This window comes from Streptomyces sp. NPDC096310 (genome assembly GCF_044763125.1).
Lineage (GTDB): Bacteria > Actinomycetota > Actinomycetes > Streptomycetales > Streptomycetaceae > Streptomyces.
Window position 1 is genome coordinate 484,290 of record NZ_JBIWFO010000001.1, and the last position, 19,683, is coordinate 503,972.

General features: G+C 72.2%; 18 protein-coding genes. 12 read left to right on the forward strand and 6 right to left on the reverse strand.

From position 1 onward, the window contains the following. Nucleotides 1–468 precede the first annotated feature (468 nt). The 6 genes from ACIQ7D_RS01820 (at nt 469) to ACIQ7D_RS01845 (ending at nt 8,440) form a co-directional block, all read left to right on the forward strand. Nucleotides 469–1,572 (forward strand): LacI family DNA-binding transcriptional regulator, encoded by a 1,104-nt coding sequence (locus ACIQ7D_RS01820; protein ID WP_403932367.1) that lies wholly within the window; start codon nt 469–471, stop codon nt 1,570–1,572. Between the two features lie 40 nt (nt 1,573–1,612). Further along, a complete protein-coding gene (locus tag ACIQ7D_RS01825; RefSeq protein WP_403932370.1) occupies nt 1,613–3,223 on the forward strand; it encodes an FAD-dependent oxidoreductase in 1,611 nt (536 codons plus the stop codon). A gap of 136 nt (nt 3,224–3,359) precedes the next feature. Continuing rightward, on the forward strand, nt 3,360–5,489 hold the full coding sequence (locus ACIQ7D_RS01830) for a hydantoinase/oxoprolinase family protein (protein WP_403932374.1): 2,130 nt from the start codon (nt 3,360–3,362) through the stop codon (nt 5,487–5,489). Continuing rightward, complete coding sequence (locus ACIQ7D_RS01835) at nt 5,486–6,079, forward strand: hypothetical protein (RefSeq protein WP_403932377.1); 594 nt, start codon at nt 5,486–5,488, stop codon at nt 6,077–6,079. Before ACIQ7D_RS01830 ends, ACIQ7D_RS01835 begins: the two co-directional genes overlap by 4 nt. A gap of 3 nt (nt 6,080–6,082) precedes the next feature. Continuing rightward, nucleotides 6,083–7,369 carry a TRAP transporter large permease subunit gene (locus tag ACIQ7D_RS01840; protein WP_403932379.1) on the forward strand — a complete coding sequence of 429 codons (1,287 nt, stop codon included), beginning with the start codon at nt 6,083–6,085 and terminating at the stop codon, nt 7,367–7,369. A 48-nt stretch (nt 7,370–7,417) separates the two neighbouring features. After that, nucleotides 7,418–8,440 carry a hypothetical protein gene (locus ACIQ7D_RS01845; RefSeq protein WP_403932380.1) on the forward strand — a complete coding sequence of 341 codons (1,023 nt, stop codon included), beginning with the start codon at nt 7,418–7,420 and terminating at the stop codon, nt 8,438–8,440. A 98-nt stretch (nt 8,441–8,538) separates the two neighbouring features. Here the strand turns inward: ACIQ7D_RS01845 and ACIQ7D_RS01850 are convergent, their stop codons facing one another. Beyond that, nucleotides 8,539–9,438, reverse strand: a complete 900-nt coding sequence (locus ACIQ7D_RS01850) for an MBL fold metallo-hydrolase (RefSeq protein ID WP_403932383.1) — start codon at nt 9,436–9,438, stop codon at nt 8,539–8,541. A gap of 270 nt (nt 9,439–9,708) precedes the next feature. On the opposite strand from ACIQ7D_RS01850, the gene ACIQ7D_RS01855 reads away from it, so the two are divergent. The 4 genes from ACIQ7D_RS01855 to ACIQ7D_RS01870 all read left to right on the forward strand — a co-directional run bounded on the left by ACIQ7D_RS01855 (nt 9,709) and on the right by ACIQ7D_RS01870 (nt 12,535). Continuing rightward, nucleotides 9,709–9,918, forward strand: coding sequence for a hypothetical protein (locus ACIQ7D_RS01855; protein WP_403932386.1), 210 nt, complete (start codon nt 9,709–9,711; stop codon nt 9,916–9,918). Next, nucleotides 9,905–11,296, forward strand: a complete 1,392-nt coding sequence (locus tag ACIQ7D_RS01860) for an amidase (RefSeq protein ID WP_403932389.1) — start codon at nt 9,905–9,907, stop codon at nt 11,294–11,296. The genes ACIQ7D_RS01855 and ACIQ7D_RS01860 overlap by 14 nt, the downstream gene beginning before the upstream one ends. Nucleotides 11,297–11,435: 139 nt before the next feature. Continuing rightward, nucleotides 11,436–11,996 carry a TetR/AcrR family transcriptional regulator gene (locus ACIQ7D_RS01865; RefSeq protein WP_403933765.1) on the forward strand — a complete coding sequence of 187 codons (561 nt, stop codon included), beginning with the start codon at nt 11,436–11,438 and terminating at the stop codon, nt 11,994–11,996. 179 nt (nt 11,997–12,175) lie between these two features. Then, nucleotides 12,176–12,535, forward strand: coding sequence for an ArsR/SmtB family transcription factor (locus ACIQ7D_RS01870; RefSeq protein ID WP_403932391.1), 360 nt, complete (start codon nt 12,176–12,178; stop codon nt 12,533–12,535). Between the two features lie 2 nt (nt 12,536–12,537). Here ACIQ7D_RS01870 and ACIQ7D_RS01875 read toward each other — a convergent pair whose 3' ends face one another. The 3 genes from ACIQ7D_RS01875 to ACIQ7D_RS01885 form a co-directional block, all read right to left on the reverse strand. Beyond that, nucleotides 12,538–12,909 (reverse strand): hypothetical protein, encoded by a 372-nt coding sequence (locus ACIQ7D_RS01875; RefSeq protein WP_403932393.1) that lies wholly within the window; start codon nt 12,907–12,909, stop codon nt 12,538–12,540. A 132-nt stretch (nt 12,910–13,041) separates the two neighbouring features. Next, a complete protein-coding gene (locus ACIQ7D_RS01880) occupies nt 13,042–13,971 on the reverse strand; it encodes an XRE family transcriptional regulator (protein WP_403932395.1) in 930 nt (309 codons plus the stop codon). A 141-nt stretch (nt 13,972–14,112) separates the two neighbouring features. Beyond that, complete coding sequence (locus ACIQ7D_RS01885) at nt 14,113–15,300, reverse strand: S1 family peptidase (RefSeq protein WP_403932398.1); 1,188 nt, start codon at nt 15,298–15,300, stop codon at nt 14,113–14,115. A 569-nt stretch (nt 15,301–15,869) separates the two neighbouring features. On the opposite strand from ACIQ7D_RS01885, the gene ACIQ7D_RS01890 reads away from it, so the two are divergent. Then, complete coding sequence (locus tag ACIQ7D_RS01890) at nt 15,870–16,496, forward strand: GntR family transcriptional regulator (RefSeq protein ID WP_403932401.1); 627 nt, start codon at nt 15,870–15,872, stop codon at nt 16,494–16,496. Between the two features lie 21 nt (nt 16,497–16,517). Here the strand turns inward: ACIQ7D_RS01890 and ACIQ7D_RS01895 are convergent, their stop codons facing one another. Both ACIQ7D_RS01895 and ACIQ7D_RS01900 read right to left on the reverse strand, forming a co-directional pair. After that, nucleotides 16,518–17,321, reverse strand: a complete 804-nt coding sequence (locus ACIQ7D_RS01895) for a carbon-nitrogen hydrolase family protein (RefSeq protein WP_403932404.1) — start codon at nt 17,319–17,321, stop codon at nt 16,518–16,520. A gap of 72 nt (nt 17,322–17,393) precedes the next feature. Continuing rightward, a complete protein-coding gene (locus ACIQ7D_RS01900; RefSeq protein ID WP_403932407.1) occupies nt 17,394–18,770 on the reverse strand; it encodes an MFS transporter in 1,377 nt (458 codons plus the stop codon). Between the two features lie 146 nt (nt 18,771–18,916). On the opposite strand from ACIQ7D_RS01900, the gene ACIQ7D_RS01905 reads away from it, so the two are divergent. Then, nucleotides 18,917–19,603 carry a DUF2848 domain-containing protein gene (locus ACIQ7D_RS01905; RefSeq protein WP_403932410.1) on the forward strand — a complete coding sequence of 229 codons (687 nt, stop codon included), beginning with the start codon at nt 18,917–18,919 and terminating at the stop codon, nt 19,601–19,603. Nucleotides 19,604–19,683 lie beyond the last annotated feature (80 nt).

Genomic DNA, 19,683 nt, shown 5'->3' on the forward strand with positions numbered 1-19,683 from the left:
GGGGAGTCGGTGTCCTCGCCGGTGGTACGGGTATTCGTGTCCCGCGTGATGCGTGCATGGGTGTCCTCTCCGTGGTACGCGGTGTCACAACTGCCGCGTCGGGACCGGGCTTTCCGCCTCATGATGGGTCAACGGGGCGGCTGTACGCGACATTTCATGACGGTCCGACCAGAATCCGCCCAAAGTTTTCGAGTCGCGATCGCCCTTCTCGCGGATTCGTCCCCGAGGCCGGGGACACCGCCGCGCTCGTCGCGCGCCACCGGCGCCGTACCGGCCTGTTCGATTCCCGCCGTCCGGTCGCCGGCGGGGCCGCACTGCGGCGGGCGAATCCACCCACGCGCCGGAAAGTCCTGTCCACTGTCTTGACGTGGGCCCGCCCGGGGTCGAAGGTGCTCGTTAATGCGCATTACTAATGCGCATTAACGATCGACGGCAGCCCTCGGGCAGTCGTCCCGAGGAGGAGTGCCGGTGGAGGAACCACGCAAGCGAGCCAGGCCGGGACGCGTCCCCGCGCCCCCCGGCCGCCGCACCTCACGGCCGCGTCAGGCCGAGGTCGCGCGGCTGGCCGGAGTCTCGCAGGCCACGGTCTCGCTGGTGCTCGGCGCCAAGAAGCAGGGCGCGGCGATCTCGGCGGAGACCCGGCAGAAGGTCCTCGACGCGGCCCGGAGCCTCGGCTACGTGCCCGACCCGGCGGCCCGCAGACTCGCCGCCGCGCGCAACGACCTGCTCGGCGTCTTCAGCTTCACCGCGACCTTCCCTACGGATGTGCAGCACTCGTACTACCCCTTCCTGATCGGTGTGGAGCGGGAGGCCGCCGCCCGCGGCTACGACCTCGTGCTCTTCACCGGCTCCAGCTCCGGCGGCGCCGGGGCCGGCGGACCGGACGCGCTCAGCCGGGTCCGGCTCGCCGACGGCTGTCTCTTCCTCGGGCGGCACGCGCCCACCGAGGAGCTGGGCCGCCTGGTCGCGGACGGCTTTCCCGTCGTCCACCTGGGCCGCAGGGACGAGCTGGAGGGCCTGGCCTGGGTCGGCGCCGACTACGTGAGCGCGAGCCACGAGGTCGTCACCCGGCTCGCCGCGCTCGGTCACCGGCGCTTCGTGCTGATCCGCGAGGACGACGACGCGCCCGCCTCCACCGACCGTGAGCACGGCTTCCTCAAGGGACTGGAGAGCGCCGGACTGCCCGCGGGCCCCGACGCGGTCTTCCGCACCGCCGACCCGGCCCGCACCCTCACCCCCGAGCGGCTGCGCCGGTGGCTCGACGAGGGCGTGACCGCCTTCGTCGCCGAGGAGACCGACACCGGCAGCCCGTGGCGGGCCCTGCGCGCCGCCGTCCACGCGGCTGGCCTCGACTGCCCCGGCGAGCTGAGCCTCGCCCTGCTCGGCAGCCCGCCCGCCGACCTCGCGGCGGAGGCGGTCCCCACCGGTTTCGACATCCCCCGGCCCCAGCTCGGCGCCGCCGCAGTACGGCTGCTCGCCGCTCTGGTCGCGGGGGAGGACGCCGAAGAACCCCTCGTCGTCTGCCCGTTCAGGGACGGCGCCACGGCGGGAGCACCGCCCCACCGCGCCTGACCCCCGTACGACCGCCTCACCACGCACCACAAGGAGAACCGTGATCAGCCAACCCGACATCCTCGTCGTCGGCGGTGGACTCGGCGGAGTCGCCGCCGCCCTCGCCGCCTGCCGCGCCGGCCGTACGGTCGTCCTCACCGAGGAGACCGACTGGATCGGGGGCCAGCTCACCTCCCAGGCGGTCCCGCCGGACGAGCACCCGTGGGTCGAGCAGTTCGGCGTCACCGCCTCCTACCGCGCGCTGCGCGAGGCGATCCGCGGCTACTACCGCGACTGGTACCCGCTGCGCGCCGAGGCCGCCGCCCTGCCCACCCTCAACCCCGGCGCCGGCCGGGTCAGCAAGCTGTGCGCCGAGCCCCGCGCCGCGCTCGCCGCGCTGGAGGCGCTGCTCGCCCCGCACCGCTCCTCCGGCCGGCTGACGCTGCTCACCGAGCACCGCCCGGTGGCCGCCGAGACCGACGGCGACACCGTACGGTCCGTCACCCTGGAGGATCTGCGCGGCGGTGGCCGGCGTACCTTCACCGCCCCGTACGTCCTCGACGCCACCGAGACGGGCGAACTGCTGGAGCTGGCCGGCGTCGAGTACGCGCTCGGCGCCGAGTCCCGCGCCGAGTTCGGTGAACCGCACGCCCCTGAGCAGGCCGACCCGCTCAACCAGCAGGGCATCACCTTCTGCTTCGCCCTCTCCCACCACGAGGGGGAGGACCACACCATCGAGAAGCCCGCCGACTACGACTTCTGGCGCGCCTACACGCCGGACTTCTGGCCCGGCCCGCTGCTCGGTTTCCTGGCGCCCGACCCGCGCTCGCTGGAAGCGGTGCCGCGTACCTTCGTACCGAACCCGGACCTCGACCCGCTCGCCGTCAGCGCCGACCAGTCCGCCGACGCGGGCGACAAGGAACTCTTCGGCTTCCGCCGCATCCTGGCCAGGAAGCTCCACCGGGACGGGGCCTTCGACTCCGACATCACCCTGGTCAACTGGCCCCTCAACGACTACTGGCTCAAGCCGCTGATCGGCGCCGGCGAACAGACCGCGGCCGAAGCGGTCCGCGAGGCCCGGCAGTTGTCGCTGTCCGTCCTGTACTGGCTCCAGACCGAGGCCCCGCGCCCCGACGGCGGCACCGGCTTCCCCGGGCTGCGGCCGCGCCCCGACGTCATGGGTACCGAGGACGGCCTCGCCAAGGCCCCGTACGTACGCGAGTCCCGCCGGATCAAGGCCGTCACGACCGTCACAGAACAGGACGTGGCGATCGACCTCGTCGGCCCCACCGGCGGCACCCGCCACCGCGACGCGGTCGGCGTCGGCAGTTACCGCATCGACCTGCACCCCTCCACCGGCGGCGACAACTACATCGACATCGGCTCCGTGCCCTTCGAGATCCCGCTCGGCGCACTGATCCCGCGCCGTACGCGCAACCTGCTGCCCGCCGCGAAGAACATCGGCACCACCCACATCACCAACGGCTGCTACCGGCTGCACCCTGTGGAGTGGAACATCGGCGAGGTCGCCGGCGCGCTCGCCGCCCACTGCCTCGACGAGGGCGTCGAACCGTACGAGGTGCAGGCCGAGGAGAAGCGGTTCGAAACCTTCGCGGCCCTGCTCGACCGGGCCGGAGTCGAACGCCACTGGCCGCAGGTACGCGGCTACTGAACCCCACCGGAACCGGGAAGCAGCACGGCGCGCCCGGTCTCCCGAGGGCGGGACGGCCGGACGGGAGCAGCTCCACCTGCCCCGCCCGGCCCACCGCCCGCGTCAGCGCCGACCCAGCACAAGGAGGTGCCCGGACATGAACACCCACCGCATACGCGTCGGCATCGACGTGGGCGGGACCTTCACCGACGCCGTGGCCGTGGACGCCACGACCCTCGACCTGCTCGGACAGGTGAAGGTTCCCACCAGCCACCATCATCAGGACGGGGTGGCCCACGGCATCGTGGAAGCACTCGACCGCCTGCTGGCCCAGACCGGACACGCCCCTGAGGACGTCGCCTTCCTGGCCCACGGCACCACACAGGCTACCAACGCCCTGCTGGAGGGCGACGTGGCCACCGTCGGACTGCTCGGCATCGGCACCGGAGCCGGGGCGGCCTTCACCCGCCGCCTCGCCTCCCTCGCCAAGCTCGAACTCTCCCCCGGCAAGCGGCTCCCGCTGACCTACGCGCACATCGCCGACCCCGGGGACCGGGCCGCCGTCGAGTCCGCCGTCGACGCGGCGGCCCGCGGCGGCGCCCAGGTCCTGGTCGCCACCCAGCCCTTCAGCGTGGACCGCCCCGAAGGGGAGGACGCGGTACGGGAGGTGGCCGCCGAGCGCGGTCTGCCGATGACCGCCGCCCACGACATCACCTCGCTGTACGGCCTGCAGAAGCGCAGCCGCACCGCCGTCGTCAACGCCGCGATCCTGCCCAAGATGTTCGCCACCGCCGACCTCGTGGACGCCTCCATCACCAAGGCCGGCGTCACCGCCCCGCTCATGGTGATGCGCTGCGACGGCGGTGTCATGTCACTCGACGAGATGCGCCGCCGCCCCCTGCTGACCGTGCTGTCCGGCCCCGCGGCCGGCGTCGCCGGGGCGCTGATGCGCGAACGCGTCAGCGAGGGCGTCTTCCTGGAGACCGGCGGCACCTCCACCGACATCAGTGTCGTACGCCGGGGCAAGGTCGCCGTGCGCCACGCGACCCTCCTCGGCAGGTCCTCCTACCTCTCCGCGCTCGACGTACGCACCGTAGGCGTCGGCGGCGGCTCGATGATCCGCATCGGCGGCGGGAAGGTCACCACCGTCGGCCCGCGCAGCGCGCACATCGCCGCACTGCCCTACGCCTGCTTCGCCCCCGCCGACGATCTCGCCGGCGCACGGCTCGCCACCGTACGCCCGCTGCCCGAGGACGCCGCGGACCATGTGGTCCTCGACGCCGCGGGCGGCCGCTACGCGCTCACCCTGACCTGCGCCGCCAACGCCCTGGGCCGGGTGCCCGAGGGCGACTTCGCGCGCGCCGACCGCGAGGTGGCCCGCGCCGCGCTCGCCCCGCTGGCGGCCGCGCTCGGCACCGACATCGACACCGCCGCCACCCAGGTGCTCGACGCCGCGATCGCCCAGATCGGCACCGTCGTCGACGCCATGATCGACGACTACCGCCTCGACAAGGACACCGTCCAGCTCGTCGGCGGTGGAGGCGGCGCCGCCGCCGTCACTCCGCACCTGGCCGCCACCACCGGCCACCAGGGCCGTATCGCCGCGCACAGCGAGGTCATCAGCCCCATCGGGGTCGCCCTCGCCCTCGTCCGCGAACAGGTCGAACGGATCATCCCCGGCGCCGGCCAGGAGGACATCCTCGCGGTGCGCTCCGAGGCCGAACGGGCCGTCGTCGCCCAGGGCGCCGTCGCCGACGCCGTCGAGGTGGAGGTCACCGTCGACCCGCAGACCAACACCGTGCGCGCCGTCGCCACCGGCGCCACCGAACTGCGCACCCAGGACCGCGCCCACCGCGCCGACGACGCCGAACGTCTGCGACTGGCCGCCGCGAGCCTCAAGGTCCCCGAACACCGGGTCGACATCCTCGCGGGCACCCCCGCCTACACCGTCTACGGCACCGAACTGCGCCGCAGACTGCGCCGCGTACGCCGGCCCGTGCGCGTCGTCGACGCCGACGGCGTGGTCCGGCTGCACGCCCCCGACGCGCGGGTGAGCACCACCACCGTCGCCTCCGCGCAGCAGACCCTCGCCGCGCTTGTCGGCGAGGCCACCGCCTACGGCGACGGCGGGGTACGGGCTCCCGCGCTGCGGCTGCTCATCGGCTCCCGCATCGCCGACCTCTCCGGGGTGCTCGACCCGGGGCCCCTGCTCGCGCTGGCCCGCACCGAGATGGAAGGCCGCCCCGGCGACGAGCCCGTCGTCGCCATCGTGGAGGAGCGGTCATGACCCGCCCCACCGCCACCCCGCCGGCCGCCGGCCTCGCCGCCGTCGACGACATCGAGTACGGCGCGCGCTTCCTCGGCTCCCTCTCGCTGCACGAGGGCCGCGACCCCGTACTGCTGCGCCACTGGGCCGCCACCGCCGCCGGGTTCGGTGCCGCACTGGCCCCCGCGGAGACGTCCGCCCCGCTGCGGATCGTGGAGCGCGAAGGCGGCCTGGAGCGCGGGCTCCTCGCCCGCTACACCTCCCGGCCCCCCACCGTCGAGCTGTACACGGACTCCCTCGCCGCGGCGGAGCGCCTGGTGACCGCCCACGGCTGGCGGGAGTGGTTCCCGGCCGGCTCGGTGCGCGCCGCCGCCCTCGCCCACGAGACCGTCCACGAACGGCTGCACCACGGTCCCGGGCGCACCGCGCTCAAGGAGGCCCTCGGCCACACCGCGCTGCGCCTCGGGCGCCTGCGGGTCCTCGCGCATGTCGCGGGCGCCGACGAACTCGCCGCGCACGCCTACGCGCAATCCGTCTGCGGCCTGGGCCGCAGCCCGCTCCTGCTGTCCGCCGCCCTGGCCGCGTCCGCCGCCCCGGCAAGAGAGAAGTAAGTCATGGGCATCGTCATCCTGATCATCATGGCGGCCGGTGTCGCCGCGATGCTCACCAAGAAACTCCCCACCGCCTTCGCGCTCGTCCTGCTCGGCGTGGTCATCGCCCTCGTCTCGGGCGCCCCGGTCACCGGCGAGAACAGCGTCTTCGACACGGTCCTCCAAGAGGGCGCCCCCATGCTCGCCGCGACGATGATCGCGATCCTGCTGGGCTCCTGGCTGGGGAAGCTGCTCGACGAGACCGGCATCGCCGGCACCCTCGTCCGCAAGATAGTCGAGTTCGGCGGCGACCGGCCCACGGTCGTCGCGCTCGGTGTACTGATGGTCTCGACCCTCATCGGCACCGTGACCGGCTCCGCGCCCGCGGCGATGCTCGCCGGCATCATCGGCATCCCCGCCATGATCGCCGTCGGCATCCCCAAGGTGACCGCCGCCGGGACGATCCTCATGGGCATCGCCGCGGGGATGCCCTTCGAGCTGCCGGTGTGGCAGTTCTTCTCCAGCGCCCTCGAACTGCCGGTCCCCGAGGTACGCGACTTCATGATCAAGCTCTTCCCGTTCGCGCTGACCGCCGCCGTCCTGTTCGTCCTTGTCGAGTCCCGCAGGCGCGGGGTCGAACACGCCTGGGCCTTCCGTACGGAGGAGCCGCGCACCCGGGCCGGCCGACGGCGCGCCCTCCTCGGCGACGCCCCCTGGTACGCGCTGCTCACCCCGGTCGTCCCCCTCGTACTGGCCCTCGGGTTCGAGATCGCGATCATCCCCTCGCTGCTCGCCGGGGTCCTCTACGCACTCGTGACCACCACCCGCCCACGCGACATGAACCGCCGGCTGCTGCGCACCCTGTACAACGGCTTCGAGGTGGCCGCCGCGCCCATCACCCTGTTCGTGGCCATCGGCATCCTGCTCGCCGCGGTCAAGCTCCCCGGCGCCGTGAACGCGCTCGAACCCCTCGTCAAGGCGGTCAGCCCGCAGAACCCGGTGCTGTTCGTCGTGGTCTTCACGGCGCTGGTGCCGCTGTGCCTGTACCGGGGACCGCTCAACGTGTACGGCCTCGGCGCGGGCATCGCGGGCGTCCTCATCGCCGCCGGCATCTACCCGGCCGTCGCCGTCCTGGGCCTCACCGCCTCCTACAACCAGGTGTTCGGCGTCGCCGACCCCACCAGCACGCAGACCGTGTGGAGCGCCCAGTACGCGGGGGTCGGCCCCCAGCAGGTGATGGCGCGCACCCTGCCCTACGTCTGGTTCGTCGCCCTCGGCGGTTTCTGCGTCACCGCGGCCACCGCCCTCTGACCGCCCATCTCCGGTACACCCCTACCACCCATCGGGACGGAGCACTCCATGCACGAGACACCCCAGCCCAGCCGCCGTATCCTCCTCAAGTCGGCGGGCGCGACCGCCGCGGCGCTCGCCGTCGGTGCCACGGCCTCCCCGGCCTCCCCGGCGCTGGCCGCCGCACCGGCCGCGGCCCCGGGCGGTTTCCCCGACTACCGTTACGTCAAAACCCTTCTGACGCCCTCACAGCTCACGTACAACCCCACCGGCGAGATCATCTTCCCCTGTATCCGGGGCACCAAGGGGCGGCTGTCGGCGCCGCTGGGCCGCTACTACCTCTACTACGCGCCGCACGACGCGCCCGGCGGGATCTGCCTCGCCTACGGGGACCACATAGAAGGTCCCTTCACCGAGTACCCGCGCAACCCGATCGTCGCGAACGTCTGGCAGCCGCACTACTCCGTGAGCCATGTGTCCTCCCCCCATGTGATGTGGAACGAGAGCGCCAAGGAGATGTGGCTCTACTTCCACGGCGAGAACACCACGACGCGTCTGGCCCGGTCCAAGGACGGCATCAACTTCACCTACGACAAGACGGTCCTCACCACGTCGATGCTGCCGGCCGGCACCACCGAGACCTCGTACGCCCGGGTCTTCCCGCACGAACTGGCCGCGAAGAACGCCCACTACGTGATGCTCTTCATGCTGAACAACAAGTCCAACCACCGGGACATCCACTGGGGCTGGTCGGCGGACGGCCGCACCTGGACCTTCGACCAGAAGGCCCTCGTCAGCCACACCGACGTGTCGGCCGTCAACATCGGCGGCCCGCACCTGCTGACCCGCAACGGCAGCGCCTACGTCGTCTACAACAAGGACAAGTCGAGCGGCGGCGACCTCATGATCACCGAGGTCGGGAAGGACTTCACACTCCGCCGCCACCTCGGCCGCTTCTACGACTCCGGGAGCGGCGCGCCCGACAACGGCCGCAGCGCCGCCCCCAGTTTCGGCACCGAAGGGGGCGTGCCCTACATGGTGTACGAGGCCGGTGAACGCCTCAAGGGCAGCATCGCGGTCGCCAGGGGCTGACCGCCACGCGGGCCCTCCCGCACCGGAGCGACCCGATGCCGTTCGCACGGGCCGCTCCGGTACGGGCCACGTGAGCTCCGGCTGGGCCGGGCGGCCGGTCAGACGGCGGGGACGGGGAGCAGCCGGTAGGCGTTCCCGTCCGTGATCACGCGGCCGGCGGTGGGCGGTGCGAAGTGGGTGCCGAGGAGGAGGGTGTCCGTACCGGCCAGGGCGCCGAGCAGTTCGTGGCGCGTGGCCTCGGAGCGCCGCGGGTCGATGTCGACGCAGGCGCCGATGGCGGGGTGGGCGAGCTGGACCGGGTGGTGGACGCAGTCGCCGGTGATCAGCGCCGTCCCGCCCCGGCTGGTCAGCCGGACGGCGACATGGCCGGGGGTGTGGCCGGGCGTGGGGACCAGGCGCAGCCCCGGGACGATCTCGGCGCCCTCGGCCGGCACATCGACGACGTCCAGCAGACCCGCCCGCTCGACCGGGATCACGGAGTCGCGGAACATCTGCCGGCGCGCCTCGTCCATGGCGTAACCGGCCCAGAACTCCCGCTCGGTGCGGGAGGTGAGGTAGCGGGCGCGGGGGAAGGTGGGGACCCATGCGCCGTCCGCCTTCCGGGTGTTCCAGCCGACGTGGTCGGCGTGCAGGTGGGTGAGGATCACCAGGTCGACGGAGTCCGGAGGGAATCCGCCGGCGGTCAGGCGCTCCAGGAAGTCGGTCCGCAGGTCGTGCCAGGCCGGGTTGGCCCGCTCCTTGCCGTTGCCGATGCCGGTGTCGACCAGCACACGTACGCCGTCCACGGTGAACGCGAAGCTGTGGCTGTCGAGCCGCAGGACGCCCGCGCGGTCGGCGAAGTCGGGGCGCAGCCAGTTCCGGCCGGTCACCACCTCGGGGGTGGCGTCGGGCAGCAGCCACGGTCCGGTCGCGGGCGGCAGAGCGACCTCGTCGACGCGGTGGACGGTGAGGTCGCCCACGGTCCAGGAGGGCAGGGGAGTGGCGGGAGGGGTCCGCATGGTTCGTCTTTCCTTTGCTCTTCGGTGGAGACGGGCGTCGGCGTCGCCCGGACCCGGGCGGCCCGGCCCGAGCCGTACGCGGCTGCGTCGGACAGGGCGCTGGACAGGGGACTTCGTCACAGGGGACTTCGTTCGATAAACGCAATCTATTTGCTTTAAGTCACCGTAGAACCTACAGTCGCACTAAAGCAAACCAATAGCTTTTGTTGTGGCGTGCCACGTCGCTCCCACCCCCATCACCCCGATCACCCCGACCAGGAGAGAACGCCCATGTCCTCCTCCGCCCTCACGCCGCCCGAGGCCGCCCGCTGGGCCGCCCGTGCCGGACTTCCGCTGCCCGCCGACCGCCACCATGCGGTCGCGGCCACCGCGGATCACATCCACTCCGTCGTCGCCGTCCTGCGCGAGCTGGACTTCGGCGACACCCCGCCCGCCGCGGCCTACCGCGCCGGAGAGGAGCCGCACGATGCGACCGTATGAGCTGTCCCTGGCCGCCGCCGCGGACGCGATCCGGGCCCGCCGGCTCTCCCCCGTCGAACTGGTGGACTCGGTCCTCGACCGCATCGAGCAGGTAGAACCGCACGTCGGCGCCTATGTCACGGTCACCGCGGAGCGGGCGCGCGGGGCGGCGCGCGAGGCCGAGCGCGACATGGCTCGGGGCAGCCACCGAGGGCCCCTGCACGCCGTCCCGACCGGGCTCAAGGACCTGATCGACGTCGCCGGACTGGCCACCACGGCCAGCTCCCGGGTCCGCGCCGGCCATCGCGCGCGGGCCGACAGCACGGTCGCCGCGCGGCTGACGGAGGCCGGCGCGATCCTCGTCGGCAAGACGCACACCCACGAGTTCGCCTATGGACTGACCACCCCGCAGACCACCAACGCGTGGGACCGCGACCGGATCGCCGGCGGCTCCAGCGGCGGGTCCGCCGTCGCCGTCGCCTCGGGCGCGGCCACCTTCGCCCTGGGTACCGACACCGGAGGGTCGATCCGTGTGCCCTCGGCGCTCAACGGGGTCGTCGGCCTCAAACCGACCTACGGTCTCGTCCCCCGTCACGGCGTCACCTCCCTGTCCTGGTCGCTGGACCACGTCGGCCCGATCACCCGCACCGTCGAGGATGCGGGCATCGTCCTGACCGCGCTCGCCGGGCACGACCCGCGCGACCCCGCCTCCCTGGCCACCCCCGCCGTGGACCACCGCCCCGGCGGGGGTACGGACCTGACGGGGGTACGGATCGGCGTGCCGCGTACCTACTACTTCGACCGGGTCGACACGGAGGTGGAGAGCGCCGTCCGGCGCGCCATCGAGGAGCTGGCGGCCCTCGGCGCACACCTCGTCGACGTCGACATCCCGATGACCCGCTACATCCAGGCCGTGCAGTGGGGGCTGATGGTGCCGGAGGCCACCGCCTACCACGCGGACACCCTGCGTACGGCCCCCGAGCTGTACCAGGCGGACGTCCGTATCCTCCTGGAGGCCGGTGAGCTGATGCCCGCGGGCGACCATCTGCGCGCCCAGCGCGCCCGGACGCTGATGCGGGGGGAGTGGGCCCGCATGCTGGCGGAGGTCGACGTGATCGCCGCCCCGACGGTCCCGATCACCGCGGTGCGGGCCGGTCAGGAGGCGGTCACCTGGCCCGACGGTACGGTCGAGGGCGTCTCCGACGCTCTGGTGCGCCTCTCCGTGCCCGCCAACATCACCGGGGTGCCGGCGCTGTCCGTCCCGGTCGGCCATGACGCGGCGGGCATGCCGATCGGCATGCAGCTCCTCGGCCGGCCCCTCGGGGAGCGCGCGCTGCTGAGGGTCGGTCACGCGTACGAGCGGACGCGGCCGGCCAGGTCGCTGGCGCCGGTGGCCTGAGAGCGTCGCGGGGTGCCGGAGTGGGGCCGGTCCTGAGCGGGACCGGTCCGGGGTGGGGGCCGGTCCGGCCGCTACGCCGGTCGGGTGACACCTAAACGCAAGGAATGTGCTTTAAGCTGGCTTCATGAGCCGTAGACAGATGGTGCGCCCCGGTGGCCGCAGCGCCCGGGTCCAGGCGTCGGTGCACACCGCTGTACGCGAACTCCTGGCCGAGGTGGGCCGCGACGCCCTGACAGTGCCGCTGGTGGCCCAGCGCGCCGGAGTCACCCCTTCGACGATCTACCGCCGCTGGGGCGATCTCCAGGAGCTGCTGTCGGACGTCGCGGTGGAGCGCCTGCGCCCCGACACGGCGCCGGAGAACCACGGCGACCTGCGGTCCGACCTGACGGCCTGGGCCGAACAGTTCCTCGACGAGATGGCGTCGCCCTCGGGCCGCGCCTACATCCGTGACGCGCTGCTCGGTGACCCGGACGGCGACAACGCCGGCCGGTGCTCCGCCTACGCGGCCGGGCAGATCGATGTCGTCCTCGCCCGCGCGACCGACCGCGAGGAGCACACCCCCACGGTCGAAACGGCCATGGACCGCGTCGTCGCGCCCCTGATGTACCGCATCCTCTTCCGCCCGGCCGGACTGGACGCCGCGTACGCGCGCCGCCTCGTGGACGACCTCCTCGGCAACGGCGCCCCGGCCGGCCGGTGAGCGGGGAGGGTCGGTCCACCATGGAGCCTGTATACCCTGGGAATCCGGCCGGTACTGTGGGATTTTCCCCGGGGCGTCACACGGGTGTGACGCTCCTGACAGTACGAGAACGGCCCCCTGGCAGGGGCTTCCGGGCAGATGCGCTGTACGCGGTACGAGCGGGAAATGAGGCAAGGCCGGTGAGCGCGCCGCTGTACCAACTGAAGGCCGAGTTCTTCAAGACACTGGGGCACCCCGTCCGTATCCGGGTGCTCGAACTGCTCAGCGAGCGGGAGCACGCGGTCTCCGAGATGCTTCCTGAGGTCGGGGTGGAGCCCGCCCAGCTCTCCCAGCAGTTGGCCGTACTGCGCCGCGCCAATCTCGTCGTGACGCGCCGGGAGGGCTCGGCCGTCCACTACGCGCTCGCCCATCCGTATCTCGCGGACCTGCTGGGCGTCGCACGGGCGATTCTCTCCGGGGTACTGGCAGGGCAGGCCGAACTCCTCGCCGATCTGCGCGCCGCGGATTCCGGCGCCACCCCGCCGCGGGGCCGCCGGTAGCCCTACACGTCCACCTCGTGCTCGATCCGCTTCAACTGGTGGCGCGCCATGGCCAGATTGGCGCGCGCCCGGTCCAGTACGAGATACAGGAACAGTCCCTGGTCGGCCGAGCCGGACAGGGGCCGGATCACGTGGTACTGGGAGCCCAGCGTGATCAGGATGTCCTCGATGGCGTCCCGGATGCCGAGCGTTTCCAGGGTCCGCATCTTGGCCCGTACGACATCGGTGTTCCCCGCCGCGGCGACGGCGAGGTCCAGATCCCTGCTCCCACCCAGCGTGCCCAGCGCCATACCGCTGGTGTAGTCGACCAGAGCGGCGCCCATGGCGCCCTCGATCATCATCGCGTCCTTCAGTGCCACGTCCGCGCTTGCCATGAACCCCGGTCCTCTCGCCCTGTGAACCCTCAGGATGACAAGTTTATCGACTAACGACTTATGTGGGATGGTGAATTGAAGATATCTTCAACTAGAAGACGCGATTCCGCTTGCGTCACCCGTCCGCCCCGTTCAGAGGCGCGGCCGTGGCTGCTCGGGCCACTCCCAGGAGACGCCGTGGATGCCCGCGGGGCAGCGGCCGGGCGCCGAGTGGACGGTGTGCGAGGCGTCCAGCGCGACCCGGTGGTTGTAGCTCTTTTCCGCCCCGGAGTGCTCGCGGTAATAACGGTGGCTGACCGCCGGGAGCGCCGCCGGATGAAAATAGACATGGAGCAGATAATCCCGCAGCCGGACGCGGGTGCGGCGCTCGTAATGGTCGTCCGTGCCGTCCCCGGGATCGACGGAGAGGGTGTAGTCGATGACCACCGTCTCGTTCTTCGCGAGTTTCCGTCCGAACTCTATGTCGAGGACGACCGTACTCACTTCGGGAAGAAAGCGGACAGGTCCGGGAATTCCGCAGCGCACCGTGGTACGCACCGCGCGGGCCCCGCTGTCGACGGTGTGGACGGCGGTGAGCCGGTCGGCGCCCTCGCGGGCCGCGCGCAGCACCTGCTGGATGGCGATGGAGCACAGCCGCCGGTTCTCGTCGATGGTGACGGTCTCCCGGATACTCAGCGTGCTGATGGCCTCGTTGAGCCGCGCGAAGTCGGGGCCGAGGATCTGTTCCGCCAGGGAGTTCTCCCCGAACACACGGTGGGAGGAGCTGAGGTCGTGGGCGGGAGACGCGACCCGGCCACGGGGGCGGTACGGACCGATCAGCGAGCGCAGCGTGCCGGGCGGCAGTTCGAGGATGGTCTCCAGTGCGTCCACGGCCCGCAGCGAATCGGCCCGTTCGGGCTCGCTGCGCCCCCGCTGCCAGTAGCTGAGGGTGGTCAGGCTGATCTGGATGGACTGTTCCGCGAGCCGGCTGCGTACGCGTTCCAGGGCGAGCCCGCGTCTCTTGATGGCCTGCTGGAAGACCTCGGCGAAGACGGGCGAGGAGGGATCCGGGTCCTGGTCCACTGGATTCCCCCTCCGGGTCGAGCGGTGCCGGCGCGCCGTGCCCGCACGGGCAGGACCGCCCACCGTATCCGATGGGCGGTCCTGGGGGCCGGTGGGGGCGGCCCGTGGTGCGACGCTCCGGGCGTGACCGCCCGGGAGCGTTCAGTTGGTGTTGAGGGTGAGACCGTAGTACGAGAGGGCGTCGCCCAGCGGCTGGAAGTAGGAGGAGCCGGGCGAGTTGACACTGCCGGTGCAGCGCTGCGCGGACGGGCCGCCCGAGGTCATCCCCTGGGCCTGGTTGCCGGAGATGTAGGCGCCGCCGCTGTCGCCGCCCTGGGTGCAGACCGAGGAGCTGCCCAGGCCGGTGACGACCGTGTCGGGGCCGCCGTTGGCGTCGCTGTAGGTGACGGTCACGTTGTACGAGTTGACCTTGCCGCAGGTCCAGAAGGTCGTACGGCCCGACTTGCACAGGGCGGCGCCGGACGCGGCCCGCGTGCTGCCCTGGACGGCGACGGTGCCCGCGCTGCCGTACGTGCCGACCTGCGTGGCGATGGAGCTGCCCGAGTCGACGGCCGCGATGCCCATGTCGACGCTGCGGCTGCCGACCGCGAACCGGGTGTTGGTGCCCTGGGCGAAGCGGGTGCCCTTGTACGACAGGACGGGCAGGTCCTCGATGCAGTGGCCGGCGGTGACGAGGTACTGGCGGCCCGACGCGTCACGGGCGCCGTAACCGACCGAGCAGACATACCCGTTGAAGGACATCTCGTCGCCCGGGGAGACGACGGCCTGGGTGGACAGCTCCTCCTTGCCCTCGACCACGCGGACCGCGTCGCCGTGGGCCTTCGCGGCCTTGAGGAAGGACTGCGCCGCCGCGCCCCGGGCGCTGTTGACCTCGACGGTGACGGTGTCGGTGGCGAGATCCACCGACCAGGCGCTGACGCCCTCGGGCGTCTGCTTGAGGGCCTTGGCGTCCAGCTCCGCCTTGATGCGGTCGAGCGCGGCCTGGCCGTGCTCGGCCACCCGCGGGGTCAGGCCGGCGTCCTCGATGCGCTGTTCGGCGCGGGTGTCGGCGGCGTTGACGACGAGGGAGCCGGATCTGTCGAAGAAGGCGCCGTCGGTGGCGACCCCCTGCTGGTCCAGCTTCGAGAGCTCGGCCTGCTGGTCCGCCTGATCGTCCAGCCGGTCCACGGCCGCGCTCTCGCTGACTCCGAGCGAGGTGGCCAGGGCCTTGACCATCGCCGGGTCGTAGCGCTCGGTGGTCTGTTCGCCCGCCTGGGCTCCGGTCACCACGGTGACGGAGAGCAGCGCGCCCGCGGCGGCGGCCGCGAGGATGTTCCGGGAGACTCGCACAGTCATTCCTTCCGGTTCACGGAACACACGGCCGTGCATGGGGGGAGGAAAACGGCGTGGGGAAGCCGGTTTCACAGAGGGGGAGCCGTGTGTCCGGCGGCAACCAGGGTGCTTGGCCGCCGCGTTCGGAACTCTGGCCTATTTTCTCGGGCCGATTCAAGAGAGTTCCGTCGGTAGAAATTCAACAGAGTTGGACCGCCCTGTTGAAATGCCGCGAAGGGAAAGGGAAAAAGAGGAATATGCCGGGCGTCGGGTCCGGTGAATGTGGCCGAACGGTGTGCTCACGGCGGGTGTTCGGTGGAGGGGGGTTTCGCGCGGTGCGGCGGATCGTGCCGGGGAGGGGCCCCGGCGCCCCGCCCGCCGGGACGTTGACGCCTCCACCCGGCCTCTGTTTCCGACTGTGCCGCCGGGGAGTCGCGGCGGCGACGACCGGGGGACGCCGTGGGCCCCGGACCGGACACGGCTTCGGGCAGGCGCGAGGGCGCCCGACCCGCGCGGCGCTTTCCGTACCTCAGGAGGCCGTACCGCACGGCACGGTATACTCGTTGTATGCAGCCGCGGGGGAAGTCGTGACGTCGGGCCGGGAGAAGGCGTACGCGTTCCTCAAGGAGGAAGTCCTCACCGACCCCGATCTCCAGGGCGGGTTCCTCTCCGAACAGGAGATCGCGGACCGTATCGGAGTCTCCCGTACCCCCATCCGCGAGGCGCTGCTGCTGCTCGCCGCCGAGGACCTGGTCCGGCTCGTCCCCAAGCGCGGCGCGCAGATCGTCCCCCTCTCCGGGCGGGAGATCACCGAACTGATGGAGCTGCGCGGCATCGTCGAACGCTACGCGGCCCAGCAGGTCGTCCCGGAAGGCCGGGCGCCCGTCGCCGAGCTGACGGCGCTGCTGGAGCGGCAGCGCGAGCTGAGCGGGTCCCAGCACGCCAAGGAATTCATCGCGGTGGACCACCAGTTCCACGCCACGATGATCGCCGCCGTGGGCAACGCGCTGCTCACCCGCCACTACGACGGGCTGCGCAGCCGGCAGATCCGGGCCGGGGTGGTGGCGCTCTACAACCAGCAGGGCCGGCAGGAGGCCGTGCTGCGGGAACACCAGGCCATCCTGACCGCGATCGCCGCGGGCGACGCGGGGGCCGCGTGCACGGCGATCGACGGTCATCTGGAGACGACCCTCAAGGTCCTCCTCGCGGGCTAGGGTCTGTCGTTCTCGGACCGGTCAACTCAACTCGGAGAGACGGCGGTTGGCCAGTACCGGCACCGCGCGGCGTACGGACGTGACCTCCTCCGGGTCAAGGTCGGCCAGCAGCATCCCCGGTCCCGGGCCGAGCGACTGGCGTACCGTGCCGTCGGGGCCGATGACCGCGCTGTGGCCGATCCCGGTGGGCGCCTTCGACCGGGTGGGTGCGCCGGACGCGGCCGGGTCCGCCTGGTCCACGGCGGCGACCCAGAGGGTCGCGTCGAGCGCGCGGGCGCGCGTCAGCAGCTCCCACTGCTCCCGCTTCCCCGGCCCCGCGCCCCAGGACGCCGGCAGCAGCGAGGCGACCGCGCCCGCGTCGGCATGAGCGCGGAACAGCTCGGGGAAGCGGACGTCGTAGCAGGTCGCCAGGCCGATCCGGAGACCGTCCACATCGATCGTGACCACCTCGGAGCCGGGCGCCACGGTGTCGGACTCGGCGAAGCCGAAGGCGTCGTAGAGGTGGATCTTGTCGTACGACGCCTCCACCCCTGGCCCGGTGGCCAGCAGTGTGTTGGTCACCTTGCCGTCCGGCGCGGGGGTGAACATCCCCGCGACCACCACGAGCCCGGTGTCCCCGGCGATCCGGCGGACCCCCTCGGCCCAGGGGCCGTCGAGCGGTTCGGCCAGCGGGGCGAGCCGGGTGCCGAAACAGGCCATCGCGGCCTCGGGGAAGACGACGGCGCGGGCGCCCCCGTCCGCCGCGCGCCGGGCCTCGTCGCGCAGGAGCCCGAGGTTCGACTCGGGGTCGGGGCCGGTGGTGAGCTGGCTCAGCGCGATGCGCATGGGCGGTTCCTTCCGTGTGTACGGGGTGGGGCGTGCGGGGTGCCCTGGGCCGGGGAAGCCGGGGTGGCTCGGTCAGCGGGTCGGTGCCTCGTCCGACCCTACGGATGCCACGGCCGCGCCCCCGGCGGGCGGGGTCAGCGGCTCTTCCTGGTCGGCGTCCGCGCCGTCGCGGCCCAGCCACACACCGCCGATCGTGACGACCGCGGTGATCGCGATGTAGAGCGCCAGCGGCACCCACGAGTGGTACGCGTCGAGCAGCGCCGTGAACAGCAGCGGAGCCACCGCCCCGCCCACGACCCCGGCCAGGGTGTAGGCGAGCGAGGAGCCCGTGTAGCGCAGCCGAGGGGAGAACTGCTCGGAGATGAAGGCCGCCTGCGGACCGTACATCAGCGAGTGGATGGCGAGCGCCACCACCACACCGGCGGCGAGCAGTGGCCAGCTCCCGCCCGAGGTCAGCGGGAAGAACAGGAACGGCCACACCCCGGCCGCCGCAGCCGAGATCCCGTACAGCAGGCGCCGGTTGACCCGGTCCGAGAGGGCGCCGGCCAGTGGGATGAGGAAGATCTGGAACGTCGAGCCGATCAGGACGGCGGCCAGCGCCGAGCCGCGTGACATGCCGAGCTCGCCGGTCGCGTACGTCAGGACGAAGACGGTGAACAGCGCGTAGAGCACATCCGGGGCGATCCGGCTGAGGATCGCCGCGGCCAGTGCCCGCGGGTGGGTGGTGAAGACCTCCCTGATCGGGGCCTCGGGGCGCTTCTCCTCCGCCTCCATGGCCTGGAAGACCGGGGTCTCCTCCAGCTTCGTACGGATCCACAGCCCGAAGACGACCAGGACCCCGGAGAGCAGGAACGCCACGCGCCAGCCCCAGCTGACGAACTGCTCGTCCGTCAGCAGGATACCGAGAGCGGCGAGAACGCCGTTGGCCAGCAGATTTCCGGCGGGCGGGCCGACCTGCGCGGCCGAGGCGTAGAAGCCGCGCCGCCGCGGATCGCCGAACTCGCTGGACAGCAGTACGGCGCCGCCCCACTCGCCGCCGACCCCGACGCCCTGCGCGAAGCGGAGGATCACCAGCACGATCGGGGCGGTCACACCGATCGTCGCGTACGACGGGAGCAGGCCGATGAACAGGGTCGCGACGCCGATCAGGACGAGCGTCGCGATGAGGACCTTCTTGCGGCCGATCTTGTCACCGAGGCGGCCGAAGACGAAACCGCCCAGCGGGCGGGACACGTAGCCCACGGCGTACGTGGAGAACGCCAGCAGGGTGCCGGTGGCCGGGTCCTCCGAGGGGAAGAACACCTCGCCGAAGACCAGGGCGGCGGCCACGGAGTAGATGGCGAAGTCGTACCACTCCAGGGCGGTTCCGGTGAGGCTGGCGAAGAAGGCGCGGCGGACCGCGGAGCCGCCGGGCGGCGATTGTTCCGTGCTCGTGCTGGTGTGGTTCACGACATCCGTCCTTGGGTGGGGCGCGCCGCCGTCGGGGGAGGGCGCACTGTCGACCTTCCGGCATACTTCTTGTATACAGGTGGTATGCGCAAGCCTTCCGCGCAAAGTTAACCTCGCCGATACCGCGAACGATGTGGAGAACTCCCATGGCGCTGCTCACCTTCGAACTGCCCGACGGCACCACCCGGCAGGCCGACGTCGTCCAGGTGCTCAACGCCGGCTACGCGGGCCGCAGCCAGGACGACGTGGCCGCGCACGTGGCCGAGCTGGCCGAACTCGGCGTGCCCGCGCCGTCCGTCACCCCCGCCCTGTACCCGGTTTCCCCGTACCTCGCCCAGCACACCGAGCGGGTCAGCGTTCAGCACGGGCGCACCTCCGGCGAGGCGGAATGGGCCCTGGTCGTGGACGGGGAGGGCGAGCTGCTGCTGACCGCCGCCTGCGACCACACCGACCGTGAGCTGGAGGTGCACGGGGTGGCCTGGAGCAAGAACGCGGGCCCGGACGTGCTCGCCCGCCGTGCCTGGCGGCTGGCCGATGTGCAGGACCGGCTCGACAGTCTCACCCTGCGGGCCTGGGTGGGCCGCGAGGGTGGGGAATCCCTCATCCAGGACGGCACGCTCGCCGAGCTGCTGACCCCCGCGTACTGGGCGGAGGTGCTGCGGGAGCGCGGTGATCTGGTGCCCGGCACGGTGCTGATCTCCGGCACGATCCCCATGGTCGAGGGCGTGGACCAGTTCGCCGACCGCTGGCGGGTGGAGCTGGGCGACCCGGCCACCGGCGACACGATCGGGCTCGCGTACGACGTGGTGCCCATGCCGGCGCCCATCGGCTGAACCGCGCCACCGGCCCGGGCCCGCAGGCGCGCGCCACCGGTGAGCAGACAGTGTTCGACACCCTCTTCGTCGCGGACCGC